Annotated in this window: 12 protein-coding genes, 8 tRNA genes and 1 riboswitch; all 20 genes read right to left on the reverse strand. The window is 44.8% G+C overall.

Features of this window, described 5'->3' with window-relative positions:
* Positions 1-162: 162 nt before the first annotated feature.
* Positions 163-2,016: a retron Ec67 family RNA-directed DNA polymerase/endonuclease gene (locus Q4592_RS17415; RefSeq protein WP_303515532.1), complete on the reverse strand. Its 1,854-nt coding sequence runs from the start codon at positions 2,014-2,016 to the stop codon at positions 163-165.
* A gap of 443 nt (positions 2,017-2,459) precedes the next feature.
* On the reverse strand, positions 2,460-4,277 hold the full coding sequence (gene atzF / locus Q4592_RS17420; RefSeq protein ID WP_303515534.1) for an allophanate hydrolase: 1,818 nt from the start codon (positions 4,275-4,277) through the stop codon (positions 2,460-2,462).
* On the reverse strand, positions 4,277-7,921 hold the full coding sequence (uca, locus tag Q4592_RS17425; RefSeq protein WP_303515537.1) for an urea carboxylase: 3,645 nt from the start codon (positions 7,919-7,921) through the stop codon (positions 4,277-4,279). Before uca ends, atzF begins: the two co-directional genes overlap by 1 nt.
* Positions 7,922-8,008: 87 nt before the next feature.
* The gene (locus Q4592_RS17430) at positions 8,009-8,656 is read right to left on the reverse strand and encodes an urea amidolyase associated protein UAAP2 (RefSeq protein WP_235836254.1); all 648 of its coding nucleotides are present in this window, start codon (positions 8,654-8,656) and stop codon (positions 8,009-8,011) included.
* Between the two features lie 22 nt (positions 8,657-8,678).
* Complete coding sequence (locus tag Q4592_RS17435) at positions 8,679-9,431, reverse strand: urea amidolyase associated protein UAAP1 (RefSeq protein WP_303515542.1); 753 nt, start codon at positions 9,429-9,431, stop codon at positions 8,679-8,681.
* A gap of 12 nt (positions 9,432-9,443) precedes the next feature.
* Entirely contained in the window at positions 9,444-10,229 is a 786-nt protein-coding gene (locus Q4592_RS17440; RefSeq protein WP_303515545.1) for an ABC transporter ATP-binding protein, read from the reverse strand.
* A complete protein-coding gene (locus Q4592_RS17445; protein ID WP_137674760.1) occupies positions 10,229-11,053 on the reverse strand; it encodes an ABC transporter permease in 825 nt (274 codons plus the stop codon). The genes Q4592_RS17440 and Q4592_RS17445 overlap by 1 nt, the downstream gene beginning before the upstream one ends.
* Positions 11,054-11,062: 9 nt before the next feature.
* Positions 11,063-12,145, reverse strand: a complete 1,083-nt coding sequence (locus tag Q4592_RS17450) for a putative urea ABC transporter substrate-binding protein (RefSeq protein WP_303515551.1) — start codon at positions 12,143-12,145, stop codon at positions 11,063-11,065.
* A 59-nt stretch (positions 12,146-12,204) separates the two neighbouring features.
* A riboswitch (guanidine-I (ykkC/yxkD leader) is annotated at positions 12,205-12,302 on the reverse strand.
* A 254-nt stretch (positions 12,303-12,556) separates the two neighbouring features.
* A tRNA-Leu gene (locus tag Q4592_RS17455) sits at positions 12,557-12,643 on the reverse strand.
* 17 nt (positions 12,644-12,660) lie between these two features.
* Positions 12,661-12,734: transfer RNA gene (locus Q4592_RS17460), tRNA-Cys, on the reverse strand.
* Positions 12,735-12,752: 18 nt separating this feature from the next.
* A tRNA-Gly gene (locus Q4592_RS17465) sits at positions 12,753-12,828 on the reverse strand.
* Between the two features lie 126 nt (positions 12,829-12,954).
* Positions 12,955-13,041 (reverse strand) — tRNA-Leu (locus tag Q4592_RS17470).
* A gap of 316 nt (positions 13,042-13,357) precedes the next feature.
* Positions 13,358-13,444 (reverse strand) — tRNA-Leu (locus Q4592_RS17475).
* A gap of 20 nt (positions 13,445-13,464) precedes the next feature.
* Positions 13,465-13,538, reverse strand: a tRNA-Cys gene (locus Q4592_RS17480).
* Positions 13,539-13,556: 18 nt separating this feature from the next.
* Positions 13,557-13,632, reverse strand: a tRNA-Gly gene (locus Q4592_RS17485).
* Positions 13,633-13,799: 167 nt separating this feature from the next.
* Positions 13,800-14,351 carry a CDP-diacylglycerol--glycerol-3-phosphate 3-phosphatidyltransferase gene (pgsA, locus tag Q4592_RS17490; protein ID WP_201798767.1) on the reverse strand — a complete coding sequence of 184 codons (552 nt, stop codon included), beginning with the start codon at positions 14,349-14,351 and terminating at the stop codon, positions 13,800-13,802.
* A gap of 43 nt (positions 14,352-14,394) precedes the next feature.
* Positions 14,395-16,227, reverse strand: coding sequence for an excinuclease ABC subunit UvrC (gene uvrC / locus Q4592_RS17495; RefSeq protein ID WP_303515553.1), 1,833 nt, complete (start codon positions 16,225-16,227; stop codon positions 14,395-14,397).
* Between the two features lie 2 nt (positions 16,228-16,229).
* Positions 16,230-16,874 (reverse strand): UvrY/SirA/GacA family response regulator transcription factor, encoded by a 645-nt coding sequence (gene uvrY, locus Q4592_RS17500; protein WP_303515555.1) that lies wholly within the window; start codon positions 16,872-16,874, stop codon positions 16,230-16,232.
* 258 nt (positions 16,875-17,132) lie between these two features.
* Positions 17,133-17,223, reverse strand: a tRNA-Ser gene (locus tag Q4592_RS17505).
* 155 nt (positions 17,224-17,378) lie between these two features.
* Positions 17,379-18,869, reverse strand: a complete 1,491-nt coding sequence (locus Q4592_RS17510) for a glutamate synthase subunit beta (RefSeq protein ID WP_303515557.1) — start codon at positions 18,867-18,869, stop codon at positions 17,379-17,381.
* Positions 18,870-18,875 lie beyond the last annotated feature (6 nt).

The following is an 18,875-nucleotide window of genomic DNA, read 5'->3' on the forward strand; positions in this document are numbered from 1 at the left end:
AATAATTAAGTATAAAAGGAGCCTAGTTCACTTAATTTTACCATCATAAAAAATACGAAAATATATTTTCTAGGTGTTTTAATTTTACTCTTACCCCTTTAATTTTGTGGGGTTCCCTCAGACTCTGACCCCTTTTATTCTGCATTTTGCATTTTGCAAAAACTACCTCAGAGAGCCATAATGATTAATCACTTTTACAACAGAGTTTAAAAGAGGCTTTAACCCATTAAAATCTATTTTCGTTTTGTTTTCTTTGACTATATGTGTAGCAAATCCATCTTTGCTCAAATCACTTTTTGAGTCCCGGTTCTTTACAGTGTTGAAACACTTACCATTAGGGTGTTTCATTAAACGCGTTTTATCATCAAAGAAATACTCTATATCTGTCTCTCCGCCATCTTTAGCTAACGGTGTAAAAACAACATATAGGTTTTTGATAACATGTATAAATTCAGACTTTCGAATATCCTCCTTCTTATCAAGAGTAAATGGAAACAATTCGATTTTTTTCTGAAAGTTTTTTGACTTCAACAAATTCACCACTTGTTGAGGCCCTTCATCGTTATCTAAAAAGACAATAACTGGATGTTTAGGTGTTATGGCATCGTAGAATTTCATGTTCTTTTCGAAATTATCCACAAAACCTCGGAGGTAATCAGCCCCTCCGAATAACTCTAACAAAAACCGGCTTCGCTTTGAGTACTCGACAAAACGTACTAAAAGCTCATACTTATCCCCTTTGCGGTGCGCTAATTGAGGATAATCTCTACTTAACTCACTGATTGCAGACTTTAAGTAGATATTATCTGTCTTACCTTCACATAAGATAGTAGGTTTCTCGTTTCCACAGAAAAGTCGATAATATAAGAAACTACTAAAAATTTTTTCTCGACCTGAGAGTATGACCTTAGTATTTTTCCCAGCTTTAGTATGCGTGTAATCGGTACTTAAAGGTGTTTTTTGCCTCATCCGGTTATAGTGATCAACTTGATCAATAAAGTTTAACTGCCCTTCAAGTTCATTGAGGTTACCGTCAATTTCATTCCCGTCTTTTATAGTTGTAAACTTACCTGTTTTAAATAGCTGATTGCATTTCGCCCGCGCTAACCGCCAATATTCTTTCTTGACATTAGGTTTTTTGTTTACTACAAGACCTGTTACATCTTGTCTGGAATTCTTATATTGAATTCTAGTTTTACTAGAATTTATAGAAAACCCTGAACGTCTTATCTCACTCTTTAACAATCTACCTGCTACATAACCAATTTCATTTTGTCTCATTATTTGAGGAGGAAACTCAGATTTCCTAGTTGAAAATGTTATGTCGTCAGCGTACCTCGTATAAGTACATTTATATTTCTTGGCTAACGAGGCTAACCGTATATCTAGGGTATGTGAAATAAGGTTAGTTATTACGGGAGAGCATGGACTGCCTTGAGGCAGTTTGTTATCAAAGCAGGCAATTTGAGCTATTACTGTTGCAATATGTGGGTCAAGATTGAAGTTAGCATTTTTAATAAAAAAACCACGAACACGTCCAAAATTGAAACTATCAAAAAAACTTTCTAAATCAATATTGAGGACGTTCTTTTTTCCGACATGCATCATAGCATTCGTAAGAATTGAACGCTCTCTTACAAAACCGTGAGATAACGAAGGTTGATTTACTTGCACATTGGGAATTTTTATCTTAAGAACTTCAGCAGCATAGTCTGGATCACCATTTTTTCGAAGTTTCGGTTTAGACCACTGTGAATCTGGATATTTTTCTGAATTAATTTCATCAATGCAGTCTAATAGTAATATTGACTGATTTTTTTGAAGGCTCTTAAGTTCCTCTGAGGGTGCATTTATAAGTCTTTCACCGCCTGATTTCTTCGGAATGGAAAACTGGTGATATTGGTTCTCTGGTTTGTTGATATATAAGCAGCGAGTAAGAAAAGCTGCATCAATGCCCAACACTTTAGCAAATTCAGGTTTGGTTGATACTGACTTTAGACGCTTTAATCTTGACATTGATTACCCCTAATTAGAGGCTTATGGGCACTCCTACGCACTATATATCCTATAAATACCTATATGATATACTATATAAGGCAATCCGAACGGACCATTTCTTCACTGATCGCGAAACGCGAACTAAAAATCTGCCCATAAGCCGAACGGAATTCTAGAGCTGTTATGAAACATAATCAATATAAAACTCGAGAGAAACTCAACTAGCCACTTAATATATTATTAAAAGGAAAGGTTCCTTGTTTAAACAAGGAACCTTTCCTTTTATACCGCATTTATTGAGTTCAATATTATCACTAAAGCTTACTCAATTCAGCAGGCTAGCCAACACATTGACAAAAAGCTCATGATGAAAGTATGCAAGCCGCCGGGGAAAGAAGGAAAGAAAAAGCACTGAGTGATTACCCAATGCTTTGGTGTTGATTGAGCGTCTTAAAGGCTTATTACAGGCTAGCTAGGTAAGCGCGCCAGCCGCCAAACTCGCTGACATCTTTGGCTGTAGCCGCTGCATAACCTTCGCAGATAAAGCTATTTACCCAGCTTCCATCGGCAAGTTCTATTTTGCCCAAACCTAAGGGATGCGGAATACCTTGCAAAAAACTGCCTAAGTGTTGTTTTGGTAGTCGCCATACTTCTACTTCTATGGCTATACCGTTTTGCTCATCGCGAATCATTCCTGGTCTTGCGGGTGGCCCACCGGCTAAAGCATAAAGCTTATACGCTGCTGCGCTATGAGTGGCTTTAACTAACTGCCCTGCTCGCTCGGTGAGTTGTCCGTTGAGCGGTAAGCCACTTAAGTGTGCGCCACATACAGCCAATTCCATCATCTGGTCTTCGCAAGGCGCTACAGCGTCTAAGGCCGGTAAAGGCTGCTTGCTCGCGCCCAGCGAAAAACCGTTGTCTTGCTGGATTAAGGCCGACATGCTGAGTAAACGTCTATCGGCATAAGCGCGACTAAACAAGGTAATGCCAAAGCTTTGTTGTTGGCCTTGCGGGTTTTGGTAGAAACCAGCGGGTACAGATATCGCACTGTAATCCAACAAATTCATGAAGTTAGTGTAGTACCCCATGTTAGAGTTAAGTTGAATGGGATCATGGTTTACCGCTTCTATGGTATAGCTGCTACCAGCCGTTGGCGTAACAATGGCGTCAAACTGCTCCACTACTTGATCACATATCACTTTATAGGCTTGTAGCTGGTAAAAAGCTTTAAAAGCGCCCACTGCATCGTGCTGCTTTGCACCGCCAATAATGGTTTGAATTACTGGCAAACATTGGCTGGGATCTTTTTCGAAAAATGCCTCAATCGCCGCATACCGCTCGGCGACCCATGGGCCTTCATAAAGTAATTTGGCGGTGGCTAAAAACGGTTCAAAATCTATCTCCACCAGCTCAGCCCCTAATCGGCGCAGTTGTTCTAGGCTTTCGCTAAATAACTGCTCGGTAGATGCATTGCCAAAGAAGGCAAGGTTCTCGGCTTTAGGCACCGCGATCTTCAAACCAGTCAGTTCGCTTAAGGGCTGATAATGGTTTTTTGCGTTATCGGCTTGGTTTGGCCTTGCGTAACAGTCTTTGGCATCATATTCGCCCGCTACGTCTAGCAGTAGATTTAGATCATCGGTGGTATGTGCAAACAAAGTAACGCAATCTAAACTCTTACACGCAGGAACCACTCCGCTGCAACTTAGTAAACCTTTAGTGGCTTTTAAGCCTAGTATGTTATTGAGCGCGGCTGGCACCCTGCCCGAACCAGCGGTATCGGTACCTAATGAAAAACACACTTGCCCTTTGGCTACGCTTACTGCGCTGCCAGAGCTGGACCCGCCAGAGATATAGTTTTCATCAAAGCTGTTTTTTACTGCTCCCCATGGGCTACGAGTCCCCACTAAGCCAGTAGCAAATTGGTCTAAGTTGGTTTTACCTAAAGGCACTGCGCCTGCGGCAATGAGTTGCTGAACCACAAAGGCGCTTTCACTAGGCTGATAAGCATACTCTTTACAGCCAGCGGTAGTTGGCAGCTCCACTAAATCGATATTGTCTTTAATGGCAAACGGCACACCGTAAAGCGGCAAGTCGGCAATGTTTTGCTGCTTTAGCGCGTCTAGGTAATGATTAAGCTGTTGTTCACTAATCAGTGAGATCCAACAATTGTTAGTGTCGTTGTTTACTGCGGCTAACTGCTGCTGCAAAAACTGTTTGGCGCTAAACTGCTTGTTTAGGTAGGCCTTACGCAATTGTGAAATGGTGTAAGTACTATTCATTATAAGGTCTCCATAATCATTAAGCGCTGCCCTGCATGCACTTGTGATCCTTGAAATTGATTAAGCTGTTTTATGGTGCCGCTTTCTGGCGCGAGTACTTCCAGCTCCATTTTCATGGCTTCTAGCACCGCGACCACTTGGCCAGATTTAACCTCTTGCCCTGGCTCTACCATTACTTGCCATAGATTTCCGGCTACGTGGCTCTCGATAGCGAGTTCCGAATCCTCTAATACGTCGTCGGTGCCAGTTTGTTCGTTAAGCTGTTCAGCCACAAAGTTGGCTTGGCCTGTTTCTTCCCAGCGCTGACGCTCTGCTTCAAAGGCGACTTGTTGGTTTAACTTAAAGGCTTGAATACTTTCTTGCTGTTCATCTAGCAAGGCTTGATAACCCTTTAAGCTAAACGCTGTTTCTTCAATTTTCAGTGGGTAATCACCCCGCGGGAAGTCATTACGAATTTGCTTAAGCTCGTCAGCACTGACTGGGTAAAACTTAATTTGATCGAAAAAGCGCAGCAACCAAGGTTTGGTAAACTCAGTGGTGGTGCGATAGCGATTCCACATTTGCAAGGTGCGACCAACAAACTGATAGCCACCGGGCCCTTCCATGCCATATACACACAAATATGCGCCGCCAATACCTACCGCATTTTCTGGTGTCCAGGTGCGCGCGGGGTTGTATTTAGTGGTGACCAAGCGGTGGCGAGGGTCAATTGGCGTAGCCACGGGTGCGCCAAGGTATACATCGCCCAACCCCATGACTAAGTAGTTGGCGTTAAATACAATGTCTTTCACTTGTTCAACTGTATCTAAGCCGTTAATACGACGGATGAATTCGATGTTATCGGGGCACCATGGGGCATCTTTACGCACTACATCGTTGTACTTTTGAATAGCCAAGCGGGTGGCTTCGTCGTCCCACGATAAGGGTAAATGCACTACTCGCGCTGGCACACTGAGTTGATTAATATCGCCAAGGCTGGCTTCTGCTTGTTCAAGAATGTCGAGCAGCTTGCTTAGGGGCAGCTCAAGGTTGTTGTAATGCACCTGTAAAGAGCGAATGCCCGGGGTTAATTCTTGAATACCGTTTACGGTAAGTTTTTGCAACTTAAGCATTAAGGCATGAACCCGAAAACGCAGTGCTATATCTAGGCGTTGCGGGCCATATTCAATCAGTAAATAGTCTTCACCCGCTGGGCGGTAAACCACTTTTTCGCCATATAACTCAGCGGCCAAGGTTTTAACTACTGGTGTGGTGATCGGCGAAGCACTAATGGCTGTACTGTAGGCTTTGCCTAGGCTAATGCATTCTAGCTGCTGACGCTCTGCTTGCTCGGCTTGTTCAATAGTGACCGGAATAAAGCAAATTTCGTCACCCGCTTTAAGTTGACCCATTTTCCACAAGTCAGCTTTAATGATGGTAGCTGGACAAACAAAGCCGCCTAAACTTGGGCCATCGGGTCCTAGTATTACTGGCATATCACCGGTGAAATCAATGCTGCCAACGGCGTAAGCATTGTCGTGAATGTTAGATGGATGCAAGCCAGCTTCACCGCCGTCTGTGCGTGCCCATTCAGGTTTTGGCCCGATTAAACGCACGCCAGTTCGGCTAGAGTTAAAGTGCACTTTCCACTTTGCAGCAAAAAACTGTGCAATATCGTCATCGGTAAAGAAATCAGGCGCGCCATGCGGGCCGTAAATAACGTGAATAGTCCAATGTTGCTGAATACTGGGCGCTTGCTCTAACGCTCGGCCCACTATAAATTCATTTAGGTGCTTAACATCGTTAATCACAGGCAGTTGTAATACGTCTCCGCTGCGTAACGCTCGACCCGCATGCCCGCCAAACTGACCTAGAGTGAAGGTAGATCTACTGCCTAAGTATTCAGGACATTGGAAGCCGCCACTAATCGCTAGGTACGATCTCGCGCCAGCGCCTTTAACTTTACCTAAGGCCAAGCTTTGCCCTGCCAGCACTTTAAATACTTGCCACATTGCTCGTGGCTGTCCGTCTAGGCTTAGCTCTATATCTGCTCCGCCAATGGCCACTAAACTATCTTGGTTAAAACGCAGCGATGGGCCTTGCAGAGTAATTTCTAGCCCTGCTGCATCGCTTTGGTTACCTAATAGCTGATTTAGTAGCTGAAAGCTTTGCGCATCCATTGGGCCTGATGGCGGTACGCCAATATCCCAATACCCGGTACGAGCAGGATAATCTTGAATAGTGGTTTGTGTGCCTGCGCTTAATACATCAATAGTATTTGGCTTGTAGGCAAAGCTGTTTAAGCTAGAGGTAAGCAAAGTACCTTGTTGAAGTGCTGGCAGTTTAAGCAACTGCTGCAAGTACGCTAAGTTGTGCTCAATGCCATACACTTGGCAGCTAGCAAGCGAGCGAGCTAAACCGGCGATGGCTGTGTGTCTATCTGCTCCATGAAACTGAACTTTAGCTAACATGGGATCAAAAAATGGTGAGACTTCTACGCCACTTTCAATCCAGTGATCAATGCGCAGTTGCTCATCGCTGGCTAAGCCTAGTTCTTCTGCCTTTGGCCAACTAACATGGCTTAATAAACCGGCGTTAGGCTGGAAATCTTTATTGGGATCTTCGGCATACAAACGCACTTGAATAGCGTGACCTGTGGGTTGTAAGCCCTCGGCTTTGTCACTTAGCGGATAATTTTTGTTACACGACTGAGCAAAGCCCAGCTCAATCATCCATTTGACTAAATCTACGCCAAATACCATCTCGGTAACGCCATGCTCTACCTGCAGGCGGGTATTCACTTCTAAAAAGTAAAAGGCTTGGCTTTGCTGATCAAATACAAACTCTACGGTACCTGCACTGCGGTAATTAACACTTTGGGTGAGTTGTTTAGCGGTCTGCTGTAGCTGTTCTCGCGTGGCCTGGCTTAAGTTGGGTGCTGGCGTTTCTTCAATTACTTTTTGGTTGCGGCGCTGCGCTGAACAATCTCGTTCGCCCAGGGTGAATACTTCACCTTCGCCGTTACCAAACACTTGCACTTCTATGTGGCGTGCTTGAGTAATAAATTTTTCTAAGAACAAACCCGCATTACTAAAGTTGTTCTCGCTAAGGCGTTTAACACTGTCGAATGCTTGGCTTAGTTGCTCTGCACTGTCGCAGCGCTGCATACCAATACCACCGCCACCGGCAGTACTTTTTAGCATAACCGGGTAACCCAGCTCCTCGGCACAGCTAAGTGCTTGCTCGCAATCATCTAACAAGCCGCTGCCTGGTAATAAAGGCACCTTGGCTTGCTCGGCTAATTCACGCGCTCGATGTTTTAGGCCAAAGGCATTCATTTGATCTGCCGTGGGGCCTAGAAATACCAAACCTTGTTCTTCACAACGTTGGGCAAATTCTTGGTTTTCACTTAAAAAACCGTAACCAGGGTGAATCGCCTGCGCGCCACTTTGTTTGGCGATGGCAAAAATTTTGTCGATATTAAGATAGGTTTGGCTGGCTGAGCCCTCGCCTAGGCAATGGGCCTCAGACGCTTGGCTAATGTGTAAACTGTCGGCGTCGGCTTCGCTGTAGAGTGCAACGCTGGCAATATTCATTGAGTTGAGGGTTCGAATGATCCGACAAGCTATCGCGCCGCGGTTGGCTATCAATACTTTTTCGAACATAGTGTCACCTGAGAACTGCGGGTCGTCCCGGCTTATTAGTAAAGGCGTGTTTAGGGTCGTCCCTAGCCTTAATGTGGAGCGTGTTGCTTATGCAGCATCCCATATCAGCATTTCTACTGGTGTTGGGTTATAGGCGTTACAAGGGTTATTAAGTTGTGGGCAGTTAGACAGTAAAACTATCACATCCATCTCGGCGCGCATTTCAACGTACTTACCTGCGCCACTGATCCCATCGGCAAAGCTTAAACCGCCTTCAGCAGTCACGGGCACATTCATAAAGAAGTTAATGTTGTGGGTAATATCGCGCTTGGTTAAGCCATATTGATCGTTTTCGGCCACGGCCAATAACCAGCTGTCTCTGCAGGCGTGCATGCACTTTTTCTCTAAGGCATAACGCACGGTATTGCTCTCGGTGGCACAAGCTCCGCCGAGGGTGTCGTGTCGGCCACAGGTATCTGCAGTAATGGTGAGCATCTCGCGGCCTAGGTTTGACACTAAGGTCGTGCCCGCCGTTAAATACACATTGCCTTGTTCACGAATGGTGTCCATAGCGCTGTAACGTTCGCTAGGATCGTTAGCGTTATAAAATAGGGTATCGGCGGCTTGGTTACCTTCTAAGTCTAAAATACGCAGGGTTTGACCGGCTTTTAGCACTTTCATATAATAGTCACCGGCTGGAACTACATCACGTAGCGTGGCGTCATCGGCTACTAATTGGCTTGTTTTAATCATCATTTTTTCCTTCTAGTCCCAATACTTAAGCAACACAACAACTGGCTTGCGTTGTTTCGCAGCGATAACGTTCAGTGTTTTCAAAACCTCGACCATTCTCTGGCCTAAAGTTGCGGCAATAATCATCTTGGCTCACACTCTCCGCCTGACACATTTCTACGCTTACTGGATGGTTGGGATAGTCACTAGCGGGGTTCATAGGGTGTGGGCAGGTAGACATCAGCACCAATGTGTCCATTTCGAATCGCAACTCAATGACATCGCCGGCCTTACTCGCTTGTTCATCAAACTGCAGGTTGCCTTCGGCGTCTGTTGCAACTTTGCTAAACAAGTTTAGGTTGGCCGCCATATCACGCTTGCCTAAGCCGTATTTGGCGAGCTCGACCAACATGCTGTCGTAACCATTTTGTAGCCACTGGTTACCTTGGGTCTGATAACTACGCTCGCCCCACTTGGCGGCGACTTTTTGCTTGTTGGCTAAACCACCTACGCTGTCTATCCAGCCGCTATCGTCTCGAACGATTGAGCAAAATATTCTGCCCATGTCGGAATATAAACAGTTGCCTTTAGTCAGTTTGAAGGTGTGCTGACATTTAAGCGTATCCGGCGCGTTGTAGCGCTCTAGCAAGTCTTTTGGGTTGTGAAACAACAGGCTAACATTAGCTTTACCGCTGGTATTAATAAAACGTAGGATTTTACCCGCAGGCACAGTAACCGACCAATGAGCCGCTCCTGCGATGGTTTCTTGATAAATAATATCTTGGGTTGATGAGGTCATAATTTGTCCTTATTACGCGACAGATGCATCGATAATCGGTTTCATATCCTCGGTAAAAGACAGATTTTTGATGTCTTTTGCAATGGGGATATCGTAAGTAACTTGAGCACCAAAACGCTCTGGTTGCTGTGCATCGTGACGGGGTTTATCAAATACCCACAGACGATTACCTAGGCTAAAGCCCTCTGATAAGTCGTGAGTAATCATAAAAATAGTGAGTTTGTGTTCTTGCCAAAGTTGATGCACTAACTTGTGCATGTCTTTACGAATACCGGGGTCTAACGCACCAAAAGGTTCATCTAATAACAAAATTTTTGGTTTTTTCATTAAGGCTTGAGCAATGGCTAATCGTTGCTGCATACCTCCCGATAATTCAGCAGGATATTTATGTGCTGCGTGGCTTAAGCCAACTTTGTCTAACATCGCCATTGCTTGGGTATAGGCTTGTTGCTTCGCTTTACCAAACAAGCGACTAACAAAAGGCGACTGGGCAAATACATCACTTAACATCACATTTTGCACGGCACTTAGGTGAGGAAACACCGAGTACTTTTGAAACACAATACCGCGCTCAGGCCCGGGCTCGTTTGGTAGTATGTCGCCATTAAGCAATAACTGGCCTCGGCTAACGCTTTCGTTGCCCAGTAGCAAGTTTAAAAACGTAGACTTACCACAGCCAGATGCGCCAACAATGCTCACAAACTCGCCTTCCATTACGCTCAGGTTGATTCGCTCTAACACTACGTTGTCGCCGTATTCTTTCCATACATCTTTGGCTTGTATGATGGGGGCTGCCATTACGCGTCTCCTTGTGCAGTGTGGTACCAAGTAAACGCATGTTGCGACAGCTTGCGTAACAACCAATCCATTACAAAAGCCAGCAAACTAATCCAAAGCACGTAAGGTAAAATAACGTCCATGGCGAGGTAACGACGAATCAGGAAGATGCGATAGCCTAAACCTTCGGTAGCGGCAATGGCTTCAGCTGCAATCAAAAACAGCCACGCGCTGCCGAGAGTTAAACGCACTGCTTCAATTAATTTAGGCAGTATTTGCGGCACAACAATGGCAATTATGGTTTGCCAGCTTGATGCTCCCAAGGTTTGTGCTTTAAGAATTTGTTCTGGCGGTAAGGCATCGGTTCGCAGCTGTAAATCACGGATCATGATTGGACAAATTCCAATGATGATTAACATCACTTTGGATAGCTCACCCAAACCAAACACAATGAACAAAATCGGTAGTATTGCCATGGGTGGCACTAACGACAAGGCTGTAACCAAGGGTGATAATGGCGCGCGTACAAAGGGCACCATACCGTTAGCCACGCCTACGATTAAGGCAATCAGTGCGCTAATCCCTACTCCCATCGCTAAGCGACTCAAGCTAGCTAAGGTGTCGGCCAACATTAAGTATTCGCCGCTACGTCTGCTTGGCTCAAAGGCCATGCGGTTTATTGCGTCTACAAAGCTAGACATTGCCGGCAATAGCTTGTCATTTGGGTTATCTACCAAACGGGCTTGCGATGCCATCATGTACAGCACAATCAACACAATGAAAGGAAGTAAGCCCAACAGCAGCCGAGTAATTCGGCTAGGCTTTTTATTAATTAGTCGAGTCATAGAACGGCCTTATAGTTTGCCTTGAACCGCCATGTCCATGTACTCAGAGGTAAAGCGTAGTTTTACATTTGCGCTGTCACCGTAGGTACCTGATGGCGTTTCGATACCAATGAAACTAGCATCTGGTGCGCCTTCACCTAACAGACCGTGGTGGTGAGAAAACTCAGCCACTTTAGCCATGGTAGATGGCAAGGTAGCGCTATTGGTAAAATCTACTGCCTCTTTTGCTTCGTAGAACATTTTGGTAGAGGCTAATTGAGCATCGTAACCCGCTAAATCTGTACCCGATGCTTCGGCCATAAAGCTGCGCGCTTTAATCGCTGCTTCGTCACTGCCCGACATAGTAGCCATAATTTCGTACCAAGCGCCGGTTAGCGCTTTACCCAATTTAGGATCTTGATTTAGGGTATCGGTATGCACAACTAACAGGTCGATGATTTCGCCAGGGATCTTGGAAGAGTCAAACACCATGTTGGTATCTGGCATTGAGGTAATTTCGCTTAGCAGTGGATTCCACGTGGTTACTGCCGTTACATCTGACGTGGTAAACGCAGCCACAAGGTCTGCATCGGAAGTATTCTCTACTTTAATGTCACGCTCTTTTAAGTCTACCGACTCCAATGCACGTGCTAATAAGTAATGAGAAACGCTAAGTTCAACAAGGTTTACTTTTTCGCCCTTCAGATCTTTTAGGCTCTTATTACCTTTTAACACTACGCCATCGTTACCGTTTGAAAAGTCACCCACAATTAACGCCGTAGAATCAATGCCGCTAGCTGCGGGAATGGTTAAGGCATCCATGTTAGTCATTACGGTAGCGTCGAAGCCGCCTGCAGTGTATTGGTTAATAGATTCGATGTAGTCGTTAACTTGAACTACTTCGATATTGATGTCGTATTTGTCGGCCCATTTTTGCACGATGCCAGAAGCCGCCCCGTAATCCCATGGCATCCAGCCCACGTAGATTGTCCATGCAAGTTTATAGGTTGGTTTATCGGCGGCTTGCGCTGAGCTAATACTCATTACACTAGCACTTAGAATAGTGGCTGCTACAGCCAAAGAACGGAGTGGAGATTTAACTAAGTTCAACATGGTCACCTCAATGTGGTTGTACACTTAAAATAAAAACATGAGAGACGTATTTAAGTGTCATCTCCCGGGCTTTTATCCCTCCGTGTAACCCCTTAATGAGGTTGACAACTCTCGGTCCAGACACTGCGTTGCAGCCGGAACCCTAGATGTCTATTGCAAATTGTAGTGGCGGCTCTTGATGTGGCAAAGCCATACATCTCTCATGTCGCATAGTTAATAGAGCAAACGCTATGCCAAAGCATGAGTACCTAGTTTTGGGTACTTGATGGGTCATTACAAGAAACTTTGCGCACCGAATTGGCGCATATCGACCTAGCGCGCACCAAAGCAGTGAAACTAAACAAAAGGATAATTTTTGTGGGAATTAGAAACCAAAAAAGCCAGTAGCAAATGCTACTGGCTTTTCTGAATTGGTGCCCGGGGCCGGACTTGAACCGGCACGTCCTTTCAGACGAGGGATTTTAAATCCCTTGTGTCTACCAATTTCACCACCCGGGCAAAACTTTACTTTGTAATGGAGGCGGGTCCCGGAGTCGAACCGAGGTCCACGGATTTGCAATCCGCTGCATAGCCACTCTGCCAACCCGCCATACAGCGTTACAAATTTTGGAGCGGCACATCAGGTTCGAACTGATGACCTCAACCTTGGCAAGGTTGCGCTCTACCAACTGAGCTAGTGCCGCTTAATTCTTTAATCAACACTGAAGCAGTGCTAACTAATTTCTATCTTCATTAGTCTTTGGTAAGGACTAACAAATTAGTTCTTTTGTTACCGCTTATGCAGTAACGAGATTTTCAACTCTAAATACTGGTGCCCGGGGCCGGACTTGAACCGGCACGTCCTTTCAGACGAGGGATTTTAAATCCCTTGTGTCTACCAATTTCACCACCCGGGCGACACGTTTGTTGCTAACAATATCGGCCTAAGGCCTGAAAGCGAGATGTACTTTAACGTATTACAGAAATGAGTCAACGGATTTTTTAAGGGAGTTGATTCAAGTGCTTAAAAAGCGATCTAGCAACCACCAATTAGCTTCTTTAGTGAACGACTAGCCTGCATATTACACGCTATGAATTAGCGTTTAACTACAGATTACGTCTAGAGAGCATGATTGGTAAATTAATAAATGGAACTAAACAGGAGAAGAGTTTGAATCAAAATACAGATGAAAGGTTAGCTGAAAAAGCTGGGAGAATAATGCAAAGAAGAGTTGGTGCCCGGGGCCGGACTTGAACCGGCACGTCCTTTCAGACGAGGGATTTTAAATCCCTTGTGTCTACCAATTTCACCACCCGGGCGACACAAATTTCGATAGTAATGGAGGCGGGTCCCGGAGTCGAACCGAGGTCCACGGATTTGCAATCCGCTGCATAGCCACTCTGCCAACCCGCCATACTATCTGTGTTAAATTGGAGCGGCACATCAGGTTCGAACTGATGACCTCAACCTTGGCAAGGTTGCGCTCTACCAACTGAGCTAGTGCCGCTTCTTTGCTTTGCTTGCTAATTAGATAACTAGTCAAGTTCAGCTTTTTAACACTCCAGCGTTGCCGCTGAATGTGCTGTGCATTTTAGCGGCCAGAATCCTTACGTCAACTGTCTTTTAGCAAGTTTCGTACTGTTCGTTGGATTTTTAGACTAAAGCTGCGATTTATTAGCCATTCTGCTTTAATTGTGGCCATGCCAGCATTAAATAACTGACCATCGACCATAACGTTAATATGGTTGCGACATAAAACAAGCCATAACTTGCTTGGGTAACCAGCGGATCAATTTGTGCAGTAAGGCCGGTAATAGCTGCCATTTGCGCAGCTGTTTTGTATTTGCCAATCCAAGACACTGCTACGCTTGAGCGTTTACCTAACTCCGCCATCCACTCTCTTAGAGCTGAAATTATGATCTCGCGAGAAATCATTATCACCGCAGGCACGGTAATCCAAAATGTTTGGTAATGCTCAACCAATAGCACCAAGGCAGCAACCACCATGGCTTTATCGGCTACGGGGTCTAAAAATGCGCCAAACGGAGTGGTTTGGCCTAGGCGACGCGCTAGGTATCCATCTAAATAATCTGTTGCAGCTGCTAAACCAAAAATGAATGCAGCAGCAAGCATGCCCCACTCTACAGGAAGGTAAAAAGCTAAGACGAAAAATGGAATTAATACAATTCTAAACGCGGTTAGTAAATTTGGAATATTTATCATTATTTTTCATTTATAAAACTACTGCCGCTATGTTGCCTAATCTTGCCTAGTGATGCAACGTATCAAAAATCTTTTGCGCTAAAGTCGGGCTAATTCCGGGAACTTTTTTCAATTCGTCTACGCTGGCGTTTTTCATTTGTTGCATTCCACCTAAATGGGTAAGCAACGTTTGCCTACGTTTAGCTCCTATACCTGGAATATCTTCAAGCACACTGGTTTTACGTGCTTTGTCGCGCCTATTTCTATGGCCTGTTATCGCGAAGCGGTGGCTTTCATCACGAATATGTTGAATTAAATGCAGAGCAGCCGAGTCACTCGGTAGATGAATCTCAGTCATTGCCTTACCAATTAGCAATGTTTCTAAGCCAGGTTTACGTGTTACACCTTTAGCGACACCTACCAGCAATGGCATAGGATCGAGGTTTAAAGGTTCAATACTGGAGAATGCCGCCGATAACTGCCCTTTCCCACCATCAATAAACAGTACGTCGGGGATCTTTTCAGCCAATTGGGCTTTTTGATAACGCCTTTTTAGGGCTTGTGCCATTGCCGCATAATCATCTCCGCCGGTAATACCTTCAATATTGAAACGCCGATACTCTGATTTGTTAGGCCCTTGCCTATCAAATACCACACAAGACGCCACGGTACGTTCACCTTGGGTATGGCTGATATCAAAACACTCCATCCGTTTTATCGGCTTATCTTGTTGAAGCAAGCTCTCTAACTCGGTCACTCTATGGTGAATAGTCGCTTCTTGGTTAAGCTTAGTGAGTAGAGCGTTCTCTGCATTAGTATTGGCCAAAGCAACAAAACGGAGTTTTTCACCGCGCTTAGGTGAAGTGAGTTTTACCTTCGTACCTAACTCGGATTCTATCGCCGCTTCAATCTCAGGCCAATCGCCTTCAACGTCAGGGAGCAATACCTCGTTAGGCTGGTTACCTTTACGCTGTTCAGATAGATAATACTGCATCACAAAGCTTCGTAATACTTCCGGTAATTCTGCTTGTTTTGGCACTTTAGGGTAGTAGGAACGACTACCCAGCACTTGACCATCACGAATAAGTAATAGATGAACCACTGCAATACCGTTTCTAAAGGCAAAGCCAAGTACGTCACTATGTTCAGTATTTCCGCTAACAAACTGCTGCTCTTGCACCTTACGCATGGCTTGAATTTGGTCTCTAAAGCCTGCCGCAGCCTCAAAATTCAGGTTATCGCTAGCAGCTGACATTTTATCAACCAGCTGATTAATCACCTGCTGGCTTTTACCTTTTAAAAACATGCTCGCAAGATCGACCTGCTGCTGGTAGTCAGGTTCAGAAATAAAATTAACACAAGGTGCTGAGCAACGCTTAAGTTGATATTGCAAACATGGCCGTTGACGATTGGCATATTCGCTATCACTGCATTGACGAATGGGGAACAATTTCTGCATTAAGTGCAGACTTTCGCGCACCGCATTGCCATTAGGATAAGGCCCAAAGTAGTCACCCTTGGTACGTTTAGCGCCACGGTGCATCGAGATACGCGGATGTTTATGATTACTGATTAAGATATAAGGATACGATTTGTCATCCCTAAGCAATACATTGTATTTGGGTAAATACTTTTTAATCAGGTTATGTTCGAGGATTAACGCTTCGGTTTCAGTATGAGTAACCGTTACTTCGATATTGGCAATGTTCGACACTAACGCGCGGGTTTTATTGCTATCAACATTTTTTCTAAAATAACTACTTAAGCGTTTTTTGAGTGACTTAGCTTTACCGACATAGATCACGTCGTTAGCGGCATTGAACATCATGTAAATGCCGCTAGCTTCTGAGACTTGGTTGAGAAAAGCCTTACTGTCGAATGGCGTGTTTTTGTCAGCCAAAATTACAATTTGTCAGTATCAATCATACCGTGGCGAATAGCTAAATGCGTTAGCTCTACATCGCCGCTAATATCGAGCTTGCTAAACAAGCGATAGCGGTATGAATTAACCGTTTTAGGGCTAAGACTAAGTTGCTCTGATATATCCGTGACCTTTTCGCCTTTGGTAATCATTAGCATTATCTGTAACTCTCGTTCAGATAAACTTTGAAACGGATTGTCTTCTGCTGGATTAAATTGGCTTAGCGCCATTTGCTGAGCGATCTCAGGTGATAAGTAACGCTGACCAACATTAACTGCACGAATGGCCTGTAGCATTTCGTCTGGGGCTGCGCTCTTGGTTAAATAGCCACACGCACCTGCCTGCATTACCTTGGTAGGAAACGGGTTTTCGGTGTGTATGGTCAATACAATAATCTTGGCATCTGGATCGTAACGTAAAATTTTACGGGTAGCTTCCAAGCCACCGATCCCGGGCATGTTCATATCCATTAGGATAACGTTGGCTTGATTGCTTCTGCACCACTGAACGGCTTTCTCGCCACTTTCAGCTTCACCAACAACTTTAAATCCTCGAACGTCTTCTAAAATGCGACGGATCCCTGTACGCACTAGCTCATGATCGTCAACCAGAAATACGTTTATCAAGCGTTCTCTCCGCTGTAACTAAAACATCAATCTACTAATTGGGCGGGTTGGCAGACTGAGTGTTGCCTGCGCAGCAAATGTTATATCCCATCAAGATAAGAATTTAAAGGATTAAGCTTTATAAGTTTAGATTAGAACCGTGTTTATTGGCAGGTTGCGCAATAAACTAGCAATTTATCAGTTAGAGATACTGGATTGGATTTAGCTAAGCGGAAAACAAAAAGCGCCGACTCATTAGTCAGCGCTTTTCGTTTAATATGGCGGAGGAGGAGAGATTTGAACTCTCGAAGGGCTATTAACCCTTGCCGGTTTTCAAGACCGGTGCATTCGACCACTCTGCCACCCCTCCGCAGCAACGGGGCGCATATTACCCCCCTATCTTGGGCTTGTAAACTGTCTTTTTAAGGTTTTTTGACAAGAGCATGCCAAGTGCACATTTAGCAGACAAATTTTGCTTATAAAAAAACCCAGCCAAAGCTGGGTTTTTTAATCTTTTAAGGCGACTTACTTAGGCAGGTAGCTTTTACCCATTAAGAAGGTGTCTACTGCTTGTGCAGCACCACGGCCTTCGTTAATTGCCCAAACAATCAAGCTTTGACCACGGCGAGCATCACCCGCAGCAAATACGCCTTTAACGCTAGTGGCATATTCATCGTAAGCTGCTTTAGCATTTGAGCGAGCGTCTTTTTCTACGCCTAACTCATCAATAATGCCGGCTTCTGGACCCATAAAGCCCATTGCCAATAATACTAAGTCAGCTTTAATAACTTCTTCGCTGCCTTTTACTGGCTCAGGAATCATTTGACCATTGGCGTTTTTAGCCCAGTTGATCTTGGTAGTATGAACTTCGGTAACATTACCTTGTTCATCACCAGCCATTTTCTGCGTCATTACTAGGTAACGACGAGGATCTTCGCCTTGAATAGCAATAGCTTCGTCTTGACCGTAATCACGCTTCAACGTGCGTTTAAACTCGGGCCAAGGGTTATCTTGAGCACGCTCTTGTGGAGGCTGAGGCATAATCTCTAACTGCATCACGTTTTTACAACCGTGACGTAGAGATGTACCCACACAGTCTGTACCTGTATCACCACCACCAATAACCACAACGTGCTTATCTTTAGCGCTAATGTAACGACCGTCTTCTAGGTTGCTATCTAGCAAGCTCTTAGTATTTTTACCTAAGAACTCCATTGCAAAATGAACACCGTTAAGCTTGCGACCTTCAACTGGCAAGTCACGAGGTACCGTTGCACCAGTGGCCAGCAGCAAGGCATCAAAATCATCGTTTAAGCGAGTGATTGAAATATCTTTACCAATCTCAACAGAGGTTTTAAAGATAATGCCTTCTTCACGCATGATGTCGACACGACGCTGAACAATCTCTTTTTGCAGCTTCATGTTCGGAATACCGTACATTAACAAGCCACCAATGCGATCTGCTCGTTCAAATACCGTTACCGTGTGACCAGCAGAATTCAATTGCGCCGCTGCAGCTAAACCAGCAGGGCCTGAGCCTACGATAGCAACTGTTTTACCGCTGCGTTTTTTAGGAACATTAGGTTTAACCCAACCTTCTTTAAACGCGCGCTCAATAATGTTTACTTCTTGGCTCTTAATGGTAACTGGTGGAGCATTAATCCCCAGTACACAAGAATCTTCACAAGGAGCTGGACATACTCGACCCGTAAACTCAGGGAAGTTATTGGTTTTGTGTAAACGGTCGATAGCATCTTTCCAGCGACCACGGTAAACCAAGTCATTCCACTCAGGGATCAAGTTGTTAATCGGACACCCAGCTACGCGCGGGGCGTAAGCTGAGTCACCTGAATGACAAAATGGGATCCCGCAATCCATACAGCGCGAAGCTTGGTCTTTAACCGCTTCTTCGCTCATAGGCGTTTTAACTTCTAGCCAATCTATCAAACGCTCTGCTGGGTCGCGGTCTGTCGATAGCTTCCTGTCTATTTCCATAAATCCAGTTGGATTTGCCATGTCTCT

The sequence above is a fragment of the Agarivorans sp. 1_MG-2023 genome (genome assembly GCF_030548385.1).
Lineage (GTDB): Bacteria > Pseudomonadota > Gammaproteobacteria > Enterobacterales > Celerinatantimonadaceae > Agarivorans.

Bases quoted from the DNA above. Each gene is read 5' to 3' on its own strand.
- Q4592_RS17415 (WP_303515532.1), bottom strand. From the start codon at position 2,016: ATGTCAAGATTAAAGCGTCTAAAGTCAGTATCAACCAAACCTGAATTT.
- atzF (WP_303515534.1), bottom strand. From the start codon at position 4,277: ATGAATAGTACTTACACCATTTCACAATTGCGTAAGGCCTACCTAAAC.
- uca (WP_303515537.1), bottom strand. From the start codon at position 7,921: ATGTTCGAAAAAGTATTGATAGCCAACCGCGGCGCGATAGCTTGTCGG.
- Q4592_RS17430 (WP_235836254.1), bottom strand. From the start codon at position 8,656: ATGATGATTAAAACAAGCCAATTAGTAGCCGATGACGCCACGCTACGT.
- Q4592_RS17435 (WP_303515542.1), bottom strand. From the start codon at position 9,431: ATGACCTCATCAACCCAAGATATTATTTATCAAGAAACCATCGCAGGA.
- Q4592_RS17440 (WP_303515545.1), bottom strand. From the start codon at position 10,229: ATGGCAGCCCCCATCATACAAGCCAAAGATGTATGGAAAGAATACGGC.
- Q4592_RS17445 (WP_137674760.1), bottom strand. From the start codon at position 11,053: ATGACTCGACTAATTAATAAAAAGCCTAGCCGAATTACTCGGCTGCTG.
- Q4592_RS17450 (WP_303515551.1), bottom strand. From the start codon at position 12,145: ATGTTGAACTTAGTTAAATCTCCACTCCGTTCTTTGGCTGTAGCAGCC.
- Q4592_RS17510 (WP_303515557.1), bottom strand. From the start codon at position 18,869: ATGGCAAATCCAACTGGATTTATGGAAATAGACAGGAAGCTATCGACA.